Raw genomic sequence first — 17,521 nt, forward strand, 5'->3', positions numbered from 1 at the left:
ATGAGCGCACCAGCTGTCGATACCACCGAAGGCGCCGCACCGCCGGTGCCCGAGGGCGCGGTGATGGTCACGCTGAAGATCGCCCGCTTCAATCCGGAGGACCCTGACACCGCCGGGTGGCAGAGCTTCCGCGTCCCGTGCCTGCCCACCGACCGGCTGCTCAACCTGCTGCACTACGTCAAGTGGTACCTGGACGGCACGCTGACGTTCCGGCGGTCCTGCGCGCACGGTGTGTGCGGCTCGGACGCGATGCGGATCAATGGCGTGAACCGGTTGGCGTGCAAGGTGCTGATGCGCGACATGCTGCCGAAGAAGCCGGGTAAGCAGCTCACGATCACGATCGAGCCGATTCGCGGCCTGCCCGTCGAGAAGGATCTCGTGGTCAACATGGAGCCCTTCTTCGACGCCTACCGCGCGGTCAAGCCGTTCCTGATCACCAGCGGCAATCCGCCAACGCGCGAACGCATTCAGAGCCAGACCGACCGGATGCGCTACGACGACACCACCAAGTGCATCCTGTGCGCGTGCTGCACCACCAGCTGCCCGGTGTACTGGAGCGAGGGTTCGTATTTCGGGCCTGCCGCCATCGTCAACGCGCACCGGTTCATCTTCGACAGCCGCGACGAGGGCGCCGCCGAGCGACTGGACATCCTCAACGAGGTCGACGGCGTGTGGCGCTGCCGGACCACGTTCAACTGCACGGAGTCCTGCCCGCGCGGCATCCAGGTGACGCAGGCCATCCAAGAGGTCAAGCGCGCGTTGATGTTCGCCCGCTAGCTCAGTTCCACGCCCGCGAGCGACCGCGAAATGCCAGCTTTTTGCGGCGTGTCATGCGCAGACACGGTCGCTCGCGGGGGGGCATGTCACACATCGACGGGCTGTCTCGTCATAAGGGCATGACGGAAAAAGCACAGAAAACCCGCATCGCCCCTGTCCCCCCGAAGCAGGCCGGACTGCTGACCCGCGTCATGTACCGGGTGGCCCGGCGCCGGTTCGGCGAGGTGCCCGAGCCGTTCACCGTCGCAGCACATCACCCGCGGCTGCTGATCGCCAACGCCGTGCACGAGACGCTGCTGGACTCGGGCTCGAAGAAGCTGCCCAAGAACGTCCGCGAACTGGCGGTGTTCTGGACGGCCCGCACCATCGGCTGCTCGTGGTGCGTCGACTTCGGGTCGATGCTGCAGCGGCTCGACGGCCTCGACGTCGACCGCCTCAAGGAGATCGACGACTATGCGACGTCACCGCGCTACAGCGATGACGAGCGCGCCGCGATCGCCTACGCCGACGCGATGACAACCGATCCGCACACCGTCACCGACGAGCAGGTCGCCGACCTACAGCGACGCTTCGGTGACGACGGCGTGATCGAGTTGACCTACCAGATCGGTGTCGAGAACATGCGGGCGCGGATGTATTCGGCGCTGGGCATCACCGAGCAAGGCTTCAACTCGGGCGACGCGTGTCGGGTGCCTTGGGCTACCGAGGATCAGCAAGCGGCGACGCGGTGAACTTGTCCGGGTTGGCGATATCCCATATGGCGCAGACCTTTCCGTCGCGCACCGTCATCGCGGTGATCCGGGGCATCAGCGCCGGATAGCCCTCGCGGGCCGGTGCGCCTTCGGTGAAGGTGCCGACCTGCCCGTTGATCAAGGCCAGCTGGCCGCCGGCCAACCAGTTCGGCCCGTACCTGCGTGCCAAGCCGAACAAGAACCGCGCGACCTTGTCGGGTCCGACGATGGTCCGCGCGGCGGTCGGCGCCTTGCCGTTGGAGTCGCCAGTGAACGTGACATCCGGATGGAGCACGCGCACAACGGCTTCCATGTCACCGGCAGCCAACGCCGCCATCAGTGAGCCGGCCACCTCGTTGTGAGCCTGGTCGGCCACTGGCGGCGGCGCGGACGCCACGGCACGCCGCGCGCGAGACGCGAGCTGCCGGGCCGATGCGTCGCTGACGCCGAGCACCGAGGCGATCTCACCGAACGGCACCCCGAACCCGTCGTGCAGCACGAAAGCCACCCGCTGGTCAGGGGTCAGCCGCTCCAGCACGACCATTGCCGCGAACCGGGCATCGTCGGCGGCGACCACAGCCGCGAGTGGATCCTCGCCGTCGAGTCCGGTCACCACCGGTTCGGGCAACCACTCGCCGACATAGGTTTCGCGGCGCCTGACCGCCGACCGCAGCCGGTCCAAACTCAGCCTGCTGACCACTGTTGTCAGCCACGCGGGTAGATCGTTGATGGACTCCGAGGTGCGGTCCCACCGCAGCCACGCATCCTGCACGACGTCCTCGGCGTCGGCGACGGTGCCGGTGAGCCGGTATGCGACGGCCAGCAGGTGTGGCCGTAGCTCCTCGAATTCGTCGACACGCGTGCTCGCGGTCATGTGACGAGTCTAGGGCTTGGTGAATCGCGGGTAGTGCGCGACGACCGCGGCGCCGTCTGATCGCGGATCCGATGCCGCCATCATCGACCCGCCGTCGTCGATGAAGACGACATTGGACTGTCCGAGGCTTTCGGTGTGCGGGGCGACCTCGGTCGAGACCAGGCCCCCGCCGCTGATGGACGACGCCGCCACGGGCGGTAGATCGGATTCCGCCGTCACCGAATCCGTTGTGCCACCGTCGACCTGAAGGCCGACAATGGCTCGAGGTGCGGTGACCGCGGCCTCGGCGCTCGCACCGTCGATCGCGCGCAGCAGCACCTGCCCGAGGATCTGCGGTTGCCCCTGGCCACCCATGGTCGCCAGCACATGACGCGTCGCACCCTCGTGCGTCGTCATCACCGGCATCAGGGTGTGCGCAGGCCGCTTGCGCGGCGCGATGACGTTCGGGGAGGCATCGTCCAGCGAGAAGCCCGTCCCGCGATTGTGGAACAGGATCCCGGTGGCCGGGTCGATCAGTCCCGACCCGAACGCGTGGTAGACGCTCTGAATCAACGACACCGCATAGCCATCACCGTCAGCCGCCGCGACGCCGACGGTATCGCCGTGCGGCACCAGCGCAGGACCCTGCTGCCCCGCACCGACTTCGGTCATCTCATCCAGACCGCTGTGCACCAACGCCGCTACATCGACGTCGGCGTGCCTGGGATCGGCCAGGCGCGACGAGCGTAACGCGTTGCCTCGGTGGAAGATCCGCAGCAAGGTACCGAGCCCGCCGCCGAGCGGATCGGCGACGTCGAGTTCCGCCACCGCCGTCAACGCTCGCAACAACAGGAAGCCGTGCGTGTTCGGCGGGCTGGTCAGCACCGTCAGACCGCGGAAGTCCACGGAGATGGGTTCGACGACTTCAGGCTGATAGGCCGCGAAATCGTCTGCCGTCAAACATGATCCGCGCGATCGCAGATATTCGACGGACTGTGCGGCGAGCGTGCCCTCATAGAAAATGTCCGCGCCGCCGGTGCGAAGCGCGCTGAATGTATCGGCCAACTCCGGCTGCACGAAGTTGTCCCCCGCGCGCAGGTAGCGATCGCCGAGCCGAAACACCCTGTCGAAATCCGCTGTGCCATAGAGGTCGGCGTTCTCACCGTCGGCGATGTGAGCGGCCAGCGACGACGCTACCGGAGCTCCTTCGCGTGCCGTCGCTTCGGCCGCACGCAGCGTGTGCTCCCAGCTCAGTCGAGCACCGAAGCGCCGCAACGCCTCCCATCCGCGGACACCGCCGGCCACCGTCACTGCATCTGCTCCGCGGGCGGGCAGCCGATTGCCGTGCCGAGCGCGCAGAGTAGCGGCATCGACCGCGGCACCGGCCCACCCCGACGCGTTGACACACCGGATCGCACCGTCGGGAGTGCGCACCAGCGCGATGAGATCTCCGCCGAGCGCGACGTTGTGCGGATACACGACCGTGAGCACCGCAGCGGCGGCGATGGCCGCGTCGATCGCGTTGCCGCCCTCCCGATATGCGCGCATTCCCGCCTCGGTCGCCAGCGAATGCGGGGTGGCGAGCGCTGCGGTGAACGACGTCGACGGTGACTCGGTGGACACGTTGGGACGACTCCTCGTTAGATGGTGGACAGGAATGCCTTGGTCCGCTCGTGCTGCGGACGGCCGAACAACTCCGTGGGTGCGGCGTCCTCGATGATGCGGCCGCCATCCATCACGACGATGCGATCTGCCGCGTCGCGGGCGAACCGCATTTCATGGGTGACGACGATCATCGTCATGTTCTCCTCGGCGAGCTCTCGCATCACCGCAAGCACCTCGCCCACCATCTCGACGTCCAGCGCGCTCGTCGGCTCGTCGAAGAGCATGACCTTGGGTCGCATCGCCAACGCTCGCGCGATCGCGACGCGCTGTTGTTGTCCGCCCGACAACTGGCTGGGCCTGGACTCGGCCTTGTCGGCCAAGCCGACCCGCGCCAGCAAGGCAAGAGCGTCTTGACGCGCCTTGTCCTTCGGCATGCCGAGCACGCGCACGGGACCGTTCCAGACGTTCTCTGCCGCGGTCATGTGCGGGAACAGATTGAAATGCTGGAAGACGAAGCCGATTTCGCGGCGACGGCGGGCGAGCTCGCTGGTGCTGACCTTCTTCCTGCTGGCGGTATCGCGGTGTCCGATCGGCACGCCGCCGATCAGGATTTCACCACTGTCAACGGGTTCGAGGTGGTTCAGCGACCGCAGCAGGGTCGTCTTGCCCGCACCGGAAGGGCCGATCAGCACTACGACCTGCCCGCGCATCACGTCCAGCGAGACGTCGTCGAGTACCCGGCGACCGCCCAGTGTGCAGCACACCCGCCGTACCGAAACGATGGGTGCCGTGGCATCCGCGCTGACACTCATGGTCGACTCCTTCGTGTTCACGGTCATCCGTGGGGTTGCAGGACCGGGGTCCCCGGACGACGCGCGCCGAGGAGCCGCTGGGTGATCCTGACCCGCTGCTCGATGCCGAGCTGGCGCGCCAGCCGGTTCTCGATGTATGCCTGGATGAACGTCCAGATCGTGGTCAGCGCAAGGTAATAGATCGCTGCGACGATGAAGATCTCGAACGTGTGGAAAGTGAAGGAACTGATCGACTGGGTGACCAGAAACATCTCACTCACGCCGATCACCGACAGCACCGACGTCGTCTTCATCATGCCGTTGAAGGAATTGCCCAGTGGCGGAACCATGACGCGCAGCGATTGCGGCACGATGATCCAGCGCATCACCTTGCCGGGTTTCATGCCGAGCGATGCCGCAGCCTCGAACTGCCCCTTTGGCACCGAATCCAGTCCGGCGCGGATGATCTCGGCGATGTAGGCGCTCTCGTTTATCATCAGCCCGATGATCGCGGCCTGCACGGCCGCTTTGACCGAAAGGCCGAAAAGCGAGACGTCGTGGAACTGGTAGAGGCCGACGGCCGCCAGCCCGGTATAGATCAGAACCAGCTGCACCAGCAGCGGTGTCCCGCGGATCACCCAGATGTAAATGCTTGCACACCAACGCAAACCAGCGAATTGCGACCGTCGCATCAACGCGACAACCAGGCCCAGCGCGGTGGCCAGGGCCATGGCGATCACTGAGATCACGATGGTCAGCACCAGCCCGTCGAGAAATGGCCCGCTGGGCGTGACAAGGCTCTTCCAGAAGAACTGCCAATCAAAGTGCATCAGGACCGTCCCGTCACCTCTGGATGCTGAGGTCCGTCTGCCCCCATTGCGCGAGGATCTTGGTGTAGCTGCCATCGGCTTCCAGCTGATTGAGCGCGTCCTGAATGGCATTGTGCAACGACGTGTTTCCCTTCAGCGTTGCCGCTCCGATCTTGATGGTGCCGAACGGCTGCCCGGCCATTTGAATCTGCGCACCCGTCTTGGTTGCGTAGTAACCCAGCGACTCCGCGGTGTCGAGATACGCGTCGACCTGGCCGTTCTGGACCTGCTGAATGGAGACGTCGGCGTGGCTGTTGCGGCTGATGTCGACACCCTGCTTGCCTGCCGCGGTGCACTTGTCGGACTGTTCCTGGGAGAGCGACTCGGCCGTCGTCGCCACCGCGACGATGACCTTCTTGCCGCACAGGCTGTCGTCGAGTCCGGTGATGGCTGCCGGATGTTCTTTGGACACCGCGATTCCGGTGCCCGACCAGACGTAGGGCACGAAGTCGACCACTTTCTCGCGCTCCGGCTTGATGTACAGCTGCGCCATGATGACGTCGCACTGCTTGGCCTGCAATGTCGGGATCACGGCGGCGAAGGCGGACTCGACGAACTGTGGGGTCAGACCGAGCTTGCCTGCGATTGCCTTGCCGAGATCGACCTCGCTGCCGACCAGCGCGCCGGTCTCGTCGTGGTAGACGCTCGGCGGGGTTCCGTCGTTGGGCGCGCAGATCTTCAGGGTGCCGGCCTGCAAGATCGCTGGCGGTGCGACCTTGGCCGGGCCGGTGGTGGTCGACGCCGCCTGCTCGGATGACGATGAACAACCGGACAGGGCGAGGATGACGGCGCCGAGGATGACACCGGCGATTGCGGTCTTCTTCACGGTTCCTCCAGGACTCGGGCGGGGGCAGCGGTCCGGCGGAGCGTTGTGTGACGCCCGCCACACCGCTGGCCTATCAAACGATAGGCCCCTATCGGGCGATAGGCCAGCCCTTTGCCTAGTTCGGCCGCTTTTGTTGCACGGAATTAACGAATTGGCAGCGTTGCCGCAGGTCAGCGCAGAGCGGCGGTCTCGAGTTCGCCGAGTCGATCTCGAGTGACCACCCGAATCTGTTCGAGCCTGGACTCATCGACGAGCAAGGCCCGCACGATGAAGTCGGCCGCCTGCATCGGCCGCTGCTCGCGAATGCGACCACCGGGGCCACCCTGCTCGCGCAGAGTTTCAAACAACACGCCGTTGACGGCGCGCTGCACGAAGCTCGGCTCGAAGACCACGAACTCCCCTGCCTCGCGGCCGCCGGAGATCAGCGCCTCGACCAGTTCGTGAAAGAGCGCGATGCCCGCGCGTTCGTCGGCGAACTCGTCGAGACCGAGCACGGCGTCTTGGTACAGACCGCGCGCGTCGAACGGCTGAATCAGCGCCTCACGCACATCGCAGGCGATCGTGAGATGCAGCTTTTCGGCCCACGTCGAATCCTCGGCGAGGCGACCGCGGACGCGGTCGATCGACGGTCCGAGATCCAATTCGACTAGCGTGCGGAAGATTTCGTGCTTTGCCCCGAAGTGATGGAACAGCGACGGCTGCCTGATGGCCACCGCATCTGCGATGTCGCGGGTCGAAGTTCCGAAGTAGCCGCGCTGGGCGAACAACGCCGACGCGGCAAGCAGGATGCGGCCCCGCGTCGACGCCCAGTCGACTGGTGCGGGTTGCCAACCCTGCTCGTACTTCACCGGTCGATTGTGTCACCGAACCGAACGGTCTCCGGGCAACGGCCCTATCGCTTGGTGAAAATCGTTCGGTGCCAATCCTTGTCGGCGACGCCGGTGATGTCGCTCATCACGTGCTTGATCGTGAGGTACTCCTCGAGCGAGTAATCGCTCATGTCCTTGCCGAAACCGGATGCGCCGAGCCCACCGTGCGGCATCTCGCTGATGATCGGGATGTGGTCGTTGATCCACACGCAGCCGGCCTTGATGTCGCGCGACGCACGCTGCGCGCGGTAGACGTCGCGGGTCCATGCCGAGGCCGCCAGACCGTAGTCGGTGTCATTGGCCTGCCGTAGCGCGTCGTCGTCGTCGGTGAACGACCGCACGGTCAGGACCGGGCCGAAGATCTCGTCGCGGTAGACCTCCGACTGCTCGGAGACATCGGCGATCAGCGTCGGCCGATAGAACGAGCCCGGCAGATCCGGGGCACTGCCACCGGTCACTATGCGCCCACCCTCCTCGGGCGCGCGGGCGACCATGCCGGCCACCTTGTCGCGGTGGGCCGCGGTGATCAGCGGGCCGAGATCGGTTTCGGGGTCGTGCGGATCGCCGACGACGACCTTGCCCATCACTTCTGCCACGCCGGCGACGAAGTCGTCGTAGAGCTCACGGGCCACGATCGCCCGCGTCGCTGCGGTGCAGTCCTGGCCGGTGTTGATCAGCGCGCCAGCCACCGCACCCTGGATCGCGGCGTCCAGATCGGCGTCGTCGAACACCACGAACGGTGCCTTGCCGCCGAGCTCCAGCTGCACGCGATGACCGTGCACCGCCGCGGCTGCCATCACCTTGCGGCCGACCGCCGTCGATCCGGTGAACGTCACCACGTCGACGTCGCGGTGCCCGGCCAATGCGGTGCCTGCATCGGCACCCGCCCCGGTCACCACGTTGAACACGCCGGCGGGCAGCCCCGCCTCACTGGCCAGCCGAGCCAGCGTCAGTGTCGTCAACGGAGTCAGCTCGCAAGGCTTGATCACCACGCTGCATCCGGCGGCCAACGCGGGCAACACTTTCCACACCGCCATCTGCAGCGGGTAGTTCCACGGCGTGATGGTGGCGACCACACCGACGGCCTCGCGCCGGATGCTCGACGTGTGATCGCCCGAGTACTCCGCGGTGGCCTTGCCCTCGAGATGGCGGGCCGCGCCGGCGAAGAAGTCGATGTTGTCGACGCTGCCCGGCACGTCGAACTCGGCGGCCAGCCGCACGGGTTTACCGGTCTGGCTGACCTCCTCGCCAACCAGATCATCCGCGTGCTCGTCGGCCAGCTTCGCCAATTTGGCCAGCACCGCGGACCGATCGGCGGGCGTCGCGGTCGCCCAACCGGACAGGGCGGCGCGCGCGGACGCCACCGCCCGGTCGACGTCGGCAGCGGTGGCCAGCGCGTAGTCGGCGACGGGCTGGCCGGTCGCCGGGTTGATGACCTGATGGCTGGCGCCGCCGTTTTCCACCGGGGCGCCGTCGATCCAGCTGCCTGCCACGCTGGTAGATACCGTCCGGCCCTGAAGCACAGTCATGGCCCAACGCTAGCCCACGCCTCACGGCCCGGCTACGCATTCCCGCCGCGCGAGGCCCTCCAAACGAGGGATTTCATCGCTGTAGTTGCTTGTAACGACGGATTCCGTGCACAATCACTGGCATGGCCAACCCCGGCGCACCGCAGCCACTGGGCCCCGTCTCGTTCCGCGTCAACCAGTCTCGACCTGGCGCGGCGTTCCAGCTCGACGAGTTGTCGAAGCAGATCATCGAGAAGTTGCAGCAGGACGGCCGCCGGTCGTATGCGGGCATCGGCAAGGCGGTCGGGCTGTCGGAGGCCGCGGTCCGTCAACGTGTCCAGCGGATGGTCGACGCCGGTGTCATGCAGATCGTCGCAGTCACCGATCCGATGCAACTGGGCTTCGCCCGCCAGGCGATGATCGGCATCCGCTGCACCGGCGACACCACCCGCGTCGCCGAGAAGTTGGCCGCCCTCGAATCCGTCGACTACGTGGTGCTCACCGCCGGCTCGTTCGACGCCATCGTCGAGGTCGTCTGCGAGGACGACGACGACCTACTTGACCTACTCAATACTCAAATTCGCGCATTGCCTGGGGTGATATCCACCGAGACACTTGTTTACCTGAGACTCGTTAAGCAGCAATACAATTGGGGTACAAGATGACAACTACCGATATCACACAAGAGGTTTCAACCGATCTGGGCGCAAAGGCCGCCCGTCACCTATGGGGTCACTTCGCCCGCCATGGCGAAGGCATCACGCCGCCGATCATCACCCGCGGCGAGGGCGTGATGATCTGGGACGACAAGGGCAAGAGCTACATCGACGGCCTGTCAGGTCTTTTCGTCGTTCAGGTGGGCCACGGCCGCAAGGAACTCGCCGAGGCCGCAGCTAAGCAGGCCGAGACGCTGTCGTTCTTTCCGCTGTGGTCGTATGCCACGCCGACCGCGATCGAACTGTCCGAGCGGATCGCCGGTTATGCGCCGGGTGACCTGAATCGGGTGTTCTTCACCACCGGCGGCGGCGAGGCCGTCGAGTCGGCGTGGAAACTGGCCAAGAACTACTTCAAGCTCACCGGCAAACCCGGTAAGCACAAGGTCATTTCGCGTTCGATCGCCTATCACGGCACCCCGCAGGGTGCGCTGGCGATCACCGGTCTTCCTGCATTCAAGGCACAGTTCGAGCCGCTGACGCCGGGTGGCTTCCGCGCGCCGAACACCAACTTCTACCGCGCACCGGAACCATATGCCCACGACGTCAAGGCGTTCGGGCAGTACTGTGCCGACCGCATCGCCGAGGCCATCGAGTTCGAGGGCCCCGACACTGTCGCGGCCGTTTTCCTCGAGCCGGTGCAGAACGCAGGCGGCTGCTTCCCGCCGCCACCCGGATACTTCGAGCGAGTCCGCGAGATCTGCGACGAGTACGACGTGCTGCTGGTGTCCGACGAAGTGATCTGCGCCTACGGCCGGATCGGTTCGATGTTCGCCTGTGACGACTTCGGGTACGTGCCCGACATCATCACGTGCGCAAAGGGTTTGACGTCGGGCTACTCTCCGATCGGCGCGATGATCGCCAGCGACCGGCTCTTCGAGCCGTTCAACGACGGCAAGACGACGTTCGCCCACGGCTACACCTTCGGCGGCCACCCGGTCTCGTCGGCGGTGGCGCTGGCCAACCTCGACATCTTCGAGCGCGAGGGCATCAACGACCACGTCAAGGAGTCGGCACCCGCGTTCCGCGCGACGCTGGAGAAGCTCTACGACCTGCCGATCGTCGGTGACGTCCGCGGTGAGGGCTTCTTCTACGGCATCGAACTCGTCAAGGACAAGACCACCAAGGAGACGTTCAACGACGAGGAGTCCGAGCGACTGCTGCGCGGTTTTCTCACACCCGCGATTTTCGAGGCCGGGCTGTACTGCCGGGCCGACGACCGCGGCGACCCAGTCGTGCAGTTGGCGCCGCCGCTGATCAGCGGGCAGAAGGAGTTCGACGCCATCTACGAGATCCTGCACGGAGTGCTGAGCGAAGCCAGCCGAATGATCTAGCCAGACCGGTAGCCTCGGGCGCGTGACAACCGCCCCGAAGCCACCCGTCGACCCCGTCCGCTGGCAACCGCCACCCGTCGACGCGCTGCCGGAAGTGCCCTCGGCCGACCTCACCGTCGTCCCGGTGCCCGGCAACGCGCCGGAGGATGTGGTCGTCGACGCCGACGGCAACATCTGGACAGGCGTCGACGACGGACGCATCGTGCGGATCACGCCCGACGGTCAGCCCACGGTCGTCGGTACCGCAGCGGGCCGTCCGCTGGGACTGGCCGTCGCGCGCGACGGACGGCTGCTGGTGTGCACCAGCCCCGGCGGCCTGCTCGTGATGGACACAGGCAGCGGCAAGTTCGAGACGCTCGTCGACGAGGTCGACGGTCGCCGGTTGCAGTTCTGCTCGAATGTGACCGAAACACCGGACGGCACAATCTTTTTCACCGAGTCGACGAGTGCCTTCACGTATGCGAACTATGTGGGTGCGATCTTCGAGGCGCGCGGCCGCGGCAGCCTGTTCCGCCGCGATCCCGACGGCACCGTGCTGACCGTGGTGCCGGGCCTCTACTTCGCCAACGGCGTGACACCGACAGCGGACGGGTCGGCGCTGGTGTTCGCCGAGACGCAGGGACGACGGCTGTCGAAGTACTGGTTGAGCGGGTCGCAGGCAGGAACCGTCACACCGCTGGCGGTCAACCTGCCCGGCATGCCCGACAACCTGTCGACCGGCGCCGACGGCCGCATCTGGTGTGCCTTGGTCACCCCCGCGAACCGCGTGGCGGACCGACTCGCGGCGGCGCCACCGATTCTCCGCAAGATTTTGTGGCGCTTGCCGGACCGACTTCAGCCGAAACCGGAATCGGTGGTGTGGGCCGTCGCGTTCGATCCCGACAGCGGGCACGTGGTCGCCGGCGTGCGCACGACGCATCCGTCCTTCGGTCTGGTGACCGGCCTCGTCGAGGCGGACGGGAAGCTCTGGATGGGCTGCATCGGGGCGCCGGCGGTCGCGCACTGCGACCTTGCAGCGCTCGCGCTCTGACCGAGCGCCCGTGCCCGCGAAGTCACATTTGTAACTTCAAACTCATCAGTCACAGCGCGCCTCCACGGGATCCGGCGGATGTCCGCCTAATCTTCGGTCACGATGGCGAACGTTCGAATCGTGTTACCGCGGGCCGCAGCGCTGGCAGCGGCGCTTTTCCTGGTGGCAGGCCCGGCCATGGCAACGGCCGAGCCCGATCAGGCACCCCCGGAAGCGGCGACGTGCCCGTACCGGGAGTCGACGCCCCCTGCCGTCGACTCCTCCGAGGTGCCCGAGGCCGGGGATCCGCCTGCGCCGCTGCCGGTTCCGGCCAAGCCGCTCGGCGGTGACGCGCTGTCCGGGTGCGGCATCGTGACCGCTCCCGGCACGCCGCCGGTACCCGAGGACATCTCCGCAGAGGCGTGGCTGGTCGCCGACCTCGACACCGGCGACGTCATCGCCGCCCGCGACCCGCACGGCAGGCATCGGCCCGCCAGCATCATCAAGGTGCTGATCGCCACGCAGGCGCTGCGAGAGTTGCCGATCCACAAAGTGGTTGCGGGTACACAGGAGGACGCCAACGCCGAGGGCACCAAAGTCGGCGTCGGTGAGAACGGCTTCTATTCGATCAACGACCTGCTGCACGGGCTTCTCATGCACTCCGGCAACGACGCCGCGCACGCTCTGGCCATGCAACTCGGCGGGATGGATACCGCGCTACAGAAGATCAACGACCTTGCCGGCAAGCTCGGTGGCCGCGACACCCGTGCGGCGACGCCGTCGGGTCTCGACGGGCCTGGCATGAGCACGTCAGCCTACGACCTCGGCCTGTTCTACCGATTCGCTTGGCAGAACCCGACTTTCGCCGACATTGTGGCTACGCGCACGTTCGACTTTCCCGGCCGCGGCGACGTCGGCTATCCGGTCGAAAACGACAATCAGCTGCTCTACAACTACCCCGGCGCGATGGGCGGAAAGACCGGCTACACCGACGATGCCGGGCAGACGTTCGTCGGCGCGGCCAACCACGACGGCCGCCGGTTGATGGCCGTATTGCTGCACGGCACTCGCCAGCCGATCGCGCCGTGGGAGCAGGCCGCACACCTGCTGGACTACGGCTTCGCGACCGCACCCGGCACCAAGGTGGGCACGCTGATCGAGCCCGATCCGTCGCTGCTCGCAGCCAAGCCGGACGCCGCACCCAACCCTGCGACCGCCGCCGCCTCCACGCCGCTGCCGGACATCAACGCGATGCCGGTTCGGGTCGGCGTCGGCATCGTCGGGTCGATCGTCGTGTTCGGACTCATCATGGGCGCACGGTCGCTGAACCGGCGCCCGACGCTCTAGTGTTTGCGTAACCGCGAAAAGCTCAGCGCGCCAAGCGCTCCCACTGCCGCAGCGGTCAGCGCCCCGCGCACCCCGAGCCCCTCGCGGATCTGCACCCGCGGCGTGATCTGCGCCGGCGCCGGTGGTTCCGCCGGTGCAGGCACGAGGTTTTCGGTCGACGTCGCCGCCCACGCCGTCGCGAACAGGATCAAGCGGGCGGTGATGTAGGCGAAGACCATCAGACCCAGCACCGGACCGAACGTCGCGCCCGCCGGTCCTGTCACCACCGATCGCAGGTAGATCGAGGCCACCTGCTTGAAGATCTCGAAGGCCACCGCCGCCAGCAGACCGGCCTTCGCCGCACTGCGAAGGCTGACCGACTCCCGCGGCAGCCGCGCGATGATCCAGGTGAACAGCAGCCACGAGACCGCGACGGACACCAGCAGCGACACCACCCGCAGACCCAAATCGACGCCCGGAACATTCTGCAGCCCAAGCCATTCCAGCACGCGCTTCATCAGACCCGAACTGCCGAGAGCCGTCAGCGCGGTGGTGAGGACGATCGCCACGAACAGACCGGCGATGGCAATGAGATCGGACAGTTTCGTGCGGAGGAATCCCGGCGGGTCATGGCGCAGCAGCCCCCACATCTGGCTCAGCGCTTCGCGCAGATTGGCCATCCAACCAAGGCCGGCCCATGCCGCGGTCGCCAAGCCGATGATGCCGACCGAGGTACGTGACTTGATCGCCGAATCCATCAGGTCGATCAGTTGCTGGCCGGCGTTTCCAGACACCGCGGACTTGATGCGCTGGGTGATCTCGGCGAGCAGGTCAGGCTGGCTGGCCAGGATGAAGCCACCGATCGAGAAGCCGACCATCAGCAGGGGGAACAGCGCGAAAATCGTGAAGTAGGTGATGCCCGCGGCGTAGAAGTCGCCCTTGTTGTCCTGATAGCGCCCCTGCGCTCGCATCACGTGGTCGAACCACCCGTACCGCGCCCGCAGGCGATCAAGGATCCCCGGTTTGGCCGGCTCGGCCGGTTCTGTCATCCAGCCTCCCCGGAAAGCGTTATGCGCGTGGCGCTAAGAACCCTAACCGGTCATATACCCGCTTGAGTGTCTTGGCAGACACGTCCCTGGCGCGCTCAGCACCCGTGGCCAGCACCGCCTCGAGTTCGGCCGGATCGTCGAGCAGTTCGTCGACGCGCTCCTTGATCGGCGTGACGAACTCGACGACGGCCTCGGCCGTATCGGTCTTGAGGTCTCCGTAGCCGCGGCCCGCGTAGCCCTCGACGAGCTTGTCCACGTCGGTCCCGGTGACGGCGGCCTGGATGGTCAGCAGGTTGGACACCCCCGGCTTGGCGCCCTGGTCGAACCGGATCTCGCGCTCACTGTCGGTGACGGCAGAGCGGATCTTCTTCGCCGAGGCCTTCGGATCGTCGAGCAGGCTGATCAGCCCGGCCTCGGTGGCCGCCGACTTGCTCATCTTCGACGTCGGATCCTGCAGGTCGTAGATCTTGGCCGTGGCCTTCTGGATCAGCACGTCGGGCACGACGAACGTCTCGGGGAAGCGGGCATTGAACCGCTGCGCGACGTCGCGGGCCAACTCCAGGTGCTGGCGCTGGTCCTCGCCGACCGGAACCAGATCGGTGTCGTAGAGCAGGACGTCGGCGGCCATCAGCACCGGGTAGGTGAACAATCCCACCGTGGTGGCTTCGCTGCCTTCCTTCTGCGACTTGTCCTTGAACTGAGTCATCCGCGAGGCCTGCCCGAAGCCGGTGAAACAGCCCAGCGCCCAAGCGAGTTCGGCGTGCGCGGGCACGTGGCTCTGCACGAAGATCGTGCTGCGCGACGGGTCGATGCCCAGCGCCAGGTACTGCGCGGCCGTCACCAACGTGCGCCGCCGCAGCTGCTCGGGGTCCTGCGGGATCGTGATCGCATGCAGGTCGACCACGCAGAAGAAGGCGTCGTAGTCGTCCTGCATGCCGACCCACTGCTTGATCGCGCCTAAAGCGTTGCCTAGGTGCAGGGAATCAGAGGTGGGCTGGACACCGGAAAAGACGACAGGGCGGGAAGTGCTCATGATGGCTCAAGTTTCGCACGCCTCAACCAACGGATTTTTCGGCGCTCTGCTCCCGCGACTGTTCCAGCGCCCGTCGCGCGAACACCCACCGCTCGGTGATCGCCATCTGACCGCGGCCCCTGCCGAGGAACGTGACGAACCACGAGATGACGGCGATCAGCCGGTTACGACCGCCCACCAGGTAGTAGAGGTGCAGGCCGAGCCACGCCAGCCACGCGAGGAAGCCGCCGAACTCCAGCTTGCCGATCTGGCACACCGCGGAGAACCGCGAGACCGTCGCCATGCTGCCTTTGTCGAAGTATTTGAACGGCTTTCGCGCCGCAGGCTGCTCGCCCTTGAGTTCGGCCTTGATCTGCTTGGTGGCATACACGGCGCCCTGGATCGCGCCCTGCGCCTGGCCGGGCACACCGGGCACGCTCATCAGATCCCCGACGACGAAGACGTTCGGATGGCCCTTCACTGTGAGGTCGGGCTCGACGACCACCCGGCCGGCCCGATCGACTTCTGTGCCATCGGACTGCGCGGCGATCAGCTTGCCGAGCGGGCTGGCCTGCACACCGGCCGACCACACCTTGACGGCGGCCTCGATGCGGTGTTCCTCGTCACCCTCCTTGACGGTCAGCCCCATGTAGTCGACGTCGGTGACCATCGTGTTCAGCTTGACCTCGACGCCCATTTTCTCCAGCCTGCGCTGCGCCTTGAGCCCCAGCTTCGGGCCCATCGGCGGCAACACCGCGGGTGCGGCCTCGACGAGAATCACGCGCGCCTCGGCCGGGTCGATCGTCCGGAACGCTCCGGTCAAGGTCCGGTCCGCCAGCTCGGCGATCTGGCCGACCACCTCGACGCCGGTGGGGCCCGCACCGACGACGACGAACGTCAGCCGCCGTTTGCGTTCCTCCTCCGACGTCGTCACCTCGGCTGCCTCGAACGCACCGAGGATGCGGCCGCGCAACTCGAGCGCGTCGTCGACGGTCTTCATGCCCGGCGCAAACGCCTCGAACTGATCGTTGCCGAAATAGGACTGCTGCGCGCCCGCCGCAACGATCAGGCTGTCGAACGGCGTGACCCGCTCCCAGTCGAGGAGTTTCGACGTGACGGTCTTGTTCTTCAGGTCGATGCCGACGACTTCGCCGAGCAACACTTGCGCATTCTTCTGCTTACGCAAGATGATTCGCGTCGCGGGCGCTATCTCACCGACCGACAGGATGCCTGTGGCGACCTGGTACAGCAGCGGCTGGAACAGGTGATGCGTGGTCTTCGCGATCAGGGTGACGTCGACGTCGGCGCGCTTGAGGTGCTTGGCCGCGAACAGCCCGCCGAAGCCCGATCCGATGATGACGACGCGATGGCGCATTGGCCAACCCTATCTCGCGAGTTGTGTGCAGTTTGTGGCGGTGAGCGCAACAAACTGCACAGAACTCACCAATATTCGACCGTCACGGGCGCGTGGTCGGACCACCGCAACGCGTACGCCTCGGCCCGCTCCACCCGCGCGCTGCTCGCCCGCGCCGCCAGCGCGTGGCTTGCAAGCTGATAGTCGATGCGCCAGCCGGCGTCGTTGTCGAACGCCCTGCCCCGCCATGACCACCACGAGTACGGTCCCGCCACGTCCGGATGCAGCGCGCGAACTACGTCGACCCAGCCAGCGGCCAACAGTTCGGTCAGCCATTGCCGTTCGGCGGGAAGGAATCCCGACTTCTTCACGTTTCCGCGCCAGTTCTTGATGTCGTTCTCGGTGTGCGCGATGTTCCAGTCGCCACAGACCACAGCGTCACCGTCGGTCAGCGTCGACATGCGGTGCGCGAGCGCCGTCATGAACCGCTCCTTCTCGAGCTGGCGGTCGGTGCCTGCCTCACCGGTCTGCACGTACACGCTCGCGACCGTGAGCCCGTCTATGTCGACCTCGACATAGCGCCCGTGCAACGCGAATTCGTCGGCGCCGAGGTCGCGCACCTGATGGATCGGATGTCGGCTCAGCACCGCAACCCCGTTGCGGCCCTTGAGATCTCCACCCGCGGATGCCAGCTGCCAGCCGTCGGACAGCGCCGGGCTGAGCGCGCAGGCGAGTTGATCGTCGGCGGCCCGCGTCTCCTGCAGACACACCACATCGGCCTTGGTTTCGGCCAGCCACGGCAGCAGACCGAGGTTGGTCTCCGATCGCTGCCTGATCGCAGCGCGGATGCCGTTGACGTTGATCGTGGTGACAATCACGGCCTCAGACCGTAGTC

The 17,521-nt window shown here is 66.3% G+C and carries 16 protein-coding genes and 1 pseudogene; 6 read left to right on the top strand and 11 right to left on the bottom strand.

The window, feature by feature from the left end:
* Entirely contained in the window at window positions 1–777 is a 777-nt protein-coding gene (locus GGC64_RS07955) for a succinate dehydrogenase iron-sulfur subunit (RefSeq protein WP_015305206.1), read from the top strand.
* Between the two features lie 128 nt (window positions 778–905).
* A pseudogene (locus tag GGC64_RS07960) lies at window positions 906–1,508 on the top strand (carboxymuconolactone decarboxylase family protein); the annotation flags it as partial.
* Here the strand turns inward: GGC64_RS07960 and GGC64_RS07965 are convergent.
* The 7 genes from GGC64_RS07965 to GGC64_RS07995 form a co-directional block, all read right to left on the bottom strand.
* The gene (locus GGC64_RS07965) at window positions 1,477–2,382 is read right to left on the bottom strand and encodes a sigma-70 family RNA polymerase sigma factor (protein ID WP_192721850.1); all 906 of its coding nucleotides are present in this window, start codon (window positions 2,380–2,382) and stop codon (window positions 1,477–1,479) included. The pseudogene GGC64_RS07960 and the gene GGC64_RS07965 sit on opposite strands and share 32 nt — an antisense overlap.
* Before the next feature lie 9 nt (window positions 2,383–2,391).
* Entirely contained in the window at window positions 2,392–3,984 is a 1,593-nt protein-coding gene (locus GGC64_RS07970) for a gamma-glutamyltransferase family protein (protein ID WP_370582023.1), read from the bottom strand.
* 17 nt (window positions 3,985–4,001) lie between these two features.
* Window positions 4,002–4,778, bottom strand: coding sequence for an amino acid ABC transporter ATP-binding protein (locus tag GGC64_RS07975; protein ID WP_192721851.1), 777 nt, complete (start codon window positions 4,776–4,778; stop codon window positions 4,002–4,004).
* A gap of 23 nt (window positions 4,779–4,801) precedes the next feature.
* Window positions 4,802–5,587: an amino acid ABC transporter permease gene (locus GGC64_RS07980; RefSeq protein ID WP_192721852.1), complete on the bottom strand. Its 786-nt coding sequence runs from the start codon at window positions 5,585–5,587 to the stop codon at window positions 4,802–4,804.
* A 13-nt stretch (window positions 5,588–5,600) separates the two neighbouring features.
* Complete coding sequence (locus GGC64_RS07985) at window positions 5,601–6,452, bottom strand: ABC transporter substrate-binding protein (protein WP_192721853.1); 852 nt, start codon at window positions 6,450–6,452, stop codon at window positions 5,601–5,603.
* Window positions 6,453–6,622: 170 nt separating this feature from the next.
* Complete coding sequence (locus GGC64_RS07990) at window positions 6,623–7,300, bottom strand: TetR/AcrR family transcriptional regulator (protein ID WP_192721854.1); 678 nt, start codon at window positions 7,298–7,300, stop codon at window positions 6,623–6,625.
* A gap of 44 nt (window positions 7,301–7,344) precedes the next feature.
* Complete coding sequence (locus GGC64_RS07995) at window positions 7,345–8,850, bottom strand: gamma-aminobutyraldehyde dehydrogenase (RefSeq protein WP_192721855.1); 1,506 nt, start codon at window positions 8,848–8,850, stop codon at window positions 7,345–7,347.
* Window positions 8,851–8,972: 122 nt separating this feature from the next.
* Between GGC64_RS07995 and GGC64_RS08000 the strand changes: the two genes are divergently transcribed.
* The 4 genes from GGC64_RS08000 to GGC64_RS08015 all read left to right on the top strand — a co-directional run bounded on the left by GGC64_RS08000 (window position 8,973) and on the right by GGC64_RS08015 (window position 13,232).
* Window positions 8,973–9,494, top strand: coding sequence for an Lrp/AsnC family transcriptional regulator (locus GGC64_RS08000; RefSeq protein WP_192721856.1), 522 nt, complete (start codon window positions 8,973–8,975; stop codon window positions 9,492–9,494).
* Window positions 9,491–10,876 (top strand): aspartate aminotransferase family protein, encoded by a 1,386-nt coding sequence (locus tag GGC64_RS08005; RefSeq protein WP_192721857.1) that lies wholly within the window; start codon window positions 9,491–9,493, stop codon window positions 10,874–10,876. Before GGC64_RS08000 ends, GGC64_RS08005 begins: the two co-directional genes overlap by 4 nt.
* A 22-nt stretch (window positions 10,877–10,898) precedes the next feature.
* Window positions 10,899–11,906, top strand: a complete 1,008-nt coding sequence (locus GGC64_RS08010) for an SMP-30/gluconolactonase/LRE family protein (RefSeq protein ID WP_192721858.1) — start codon at window positions 10,899–10,901, stop codon at window positions 11,904–11,906.
* Between the two features lie 102 nt (window positions 11,907–12,008).
* A complete protein-coding gene (locus GGC64_RS08015) occupies window positions 12,009–13,232 on the top strand; it encodes a D-alanyl-D-alanine carboxypeptidase family protein (RefSeq protein ID WP_192721859.1) in 1,224 nt (407 codons plus the stop codon).
* On the opposite strand, the gene yhjD is transcribed toward GGC64_RS08015, so the two are convergent.
* From yhjD to GGC64_RS08035, 4 genes are all read right to left on the bottom strand, one after another.
* Window positions 13,229–14,260 (bottom strand): inner membrane protein YhjD, encoded by a 1,032-nt coding sequence (yhjD, locus tag GGC64_RS08020; RefSeq protein WP_192721860.1) that lies wholly within the window; start codon window positions 14,258–14,260, stop codon window positions 13,229–13,231. The two genes, GGC64_RS08015 and yhjD, sit on opposite strands and share 4 nt — an antisense overlap.
* Before the next feature lie 19 nt (window positions 14,261–14,279).
* On the bottom strand, window positions 14,280–15,293 hold the full coding sequence (gene trpS / locus GGC64_RS08025) for a tryptophan--tRNA ligase (protein ID WP_192721861.1): 1,014 nt from the start codon (window positions 15,291–15,293) through the stop codon (window positions 14,280–14,282).
* 22 nt (window positions 15,294–15,315) lie between these two features.
* Window positions 15,316–16,647: an NAD(P)/FAD-dependent oxidoreductase gene (locus tag GGC64_RS08030; RefSeq protein WP_192721862.1), complete on the bottom strand. Its 1,332-nt coding sequence runs from the start codon at window positions 16,645–16,647 to the stop codon at window positions 15,316–15,318.
* Between the two features lie 65 nt (window positions 16,648–16,712).
* Entirely contained in the window at window positions 16,713–17,504 is a 792-nt protein-coding gene (locus GGC64_RS08035; RefSeq protein ID WP_192721863.1) for an exodeoxyribonuclease III, read from the bottom strand.
* Window positions 17,505–17,521: the final 17 nt, after the last annotated feature.

Source organism: Mycobacterium sp. OAS707, assembly GCF_014873705.1.
GTDB lineage: Bacteria > Actinomycetota > Actinomycetes > Mycobacteriales > Mycobacteriaceae > Mycobacterium.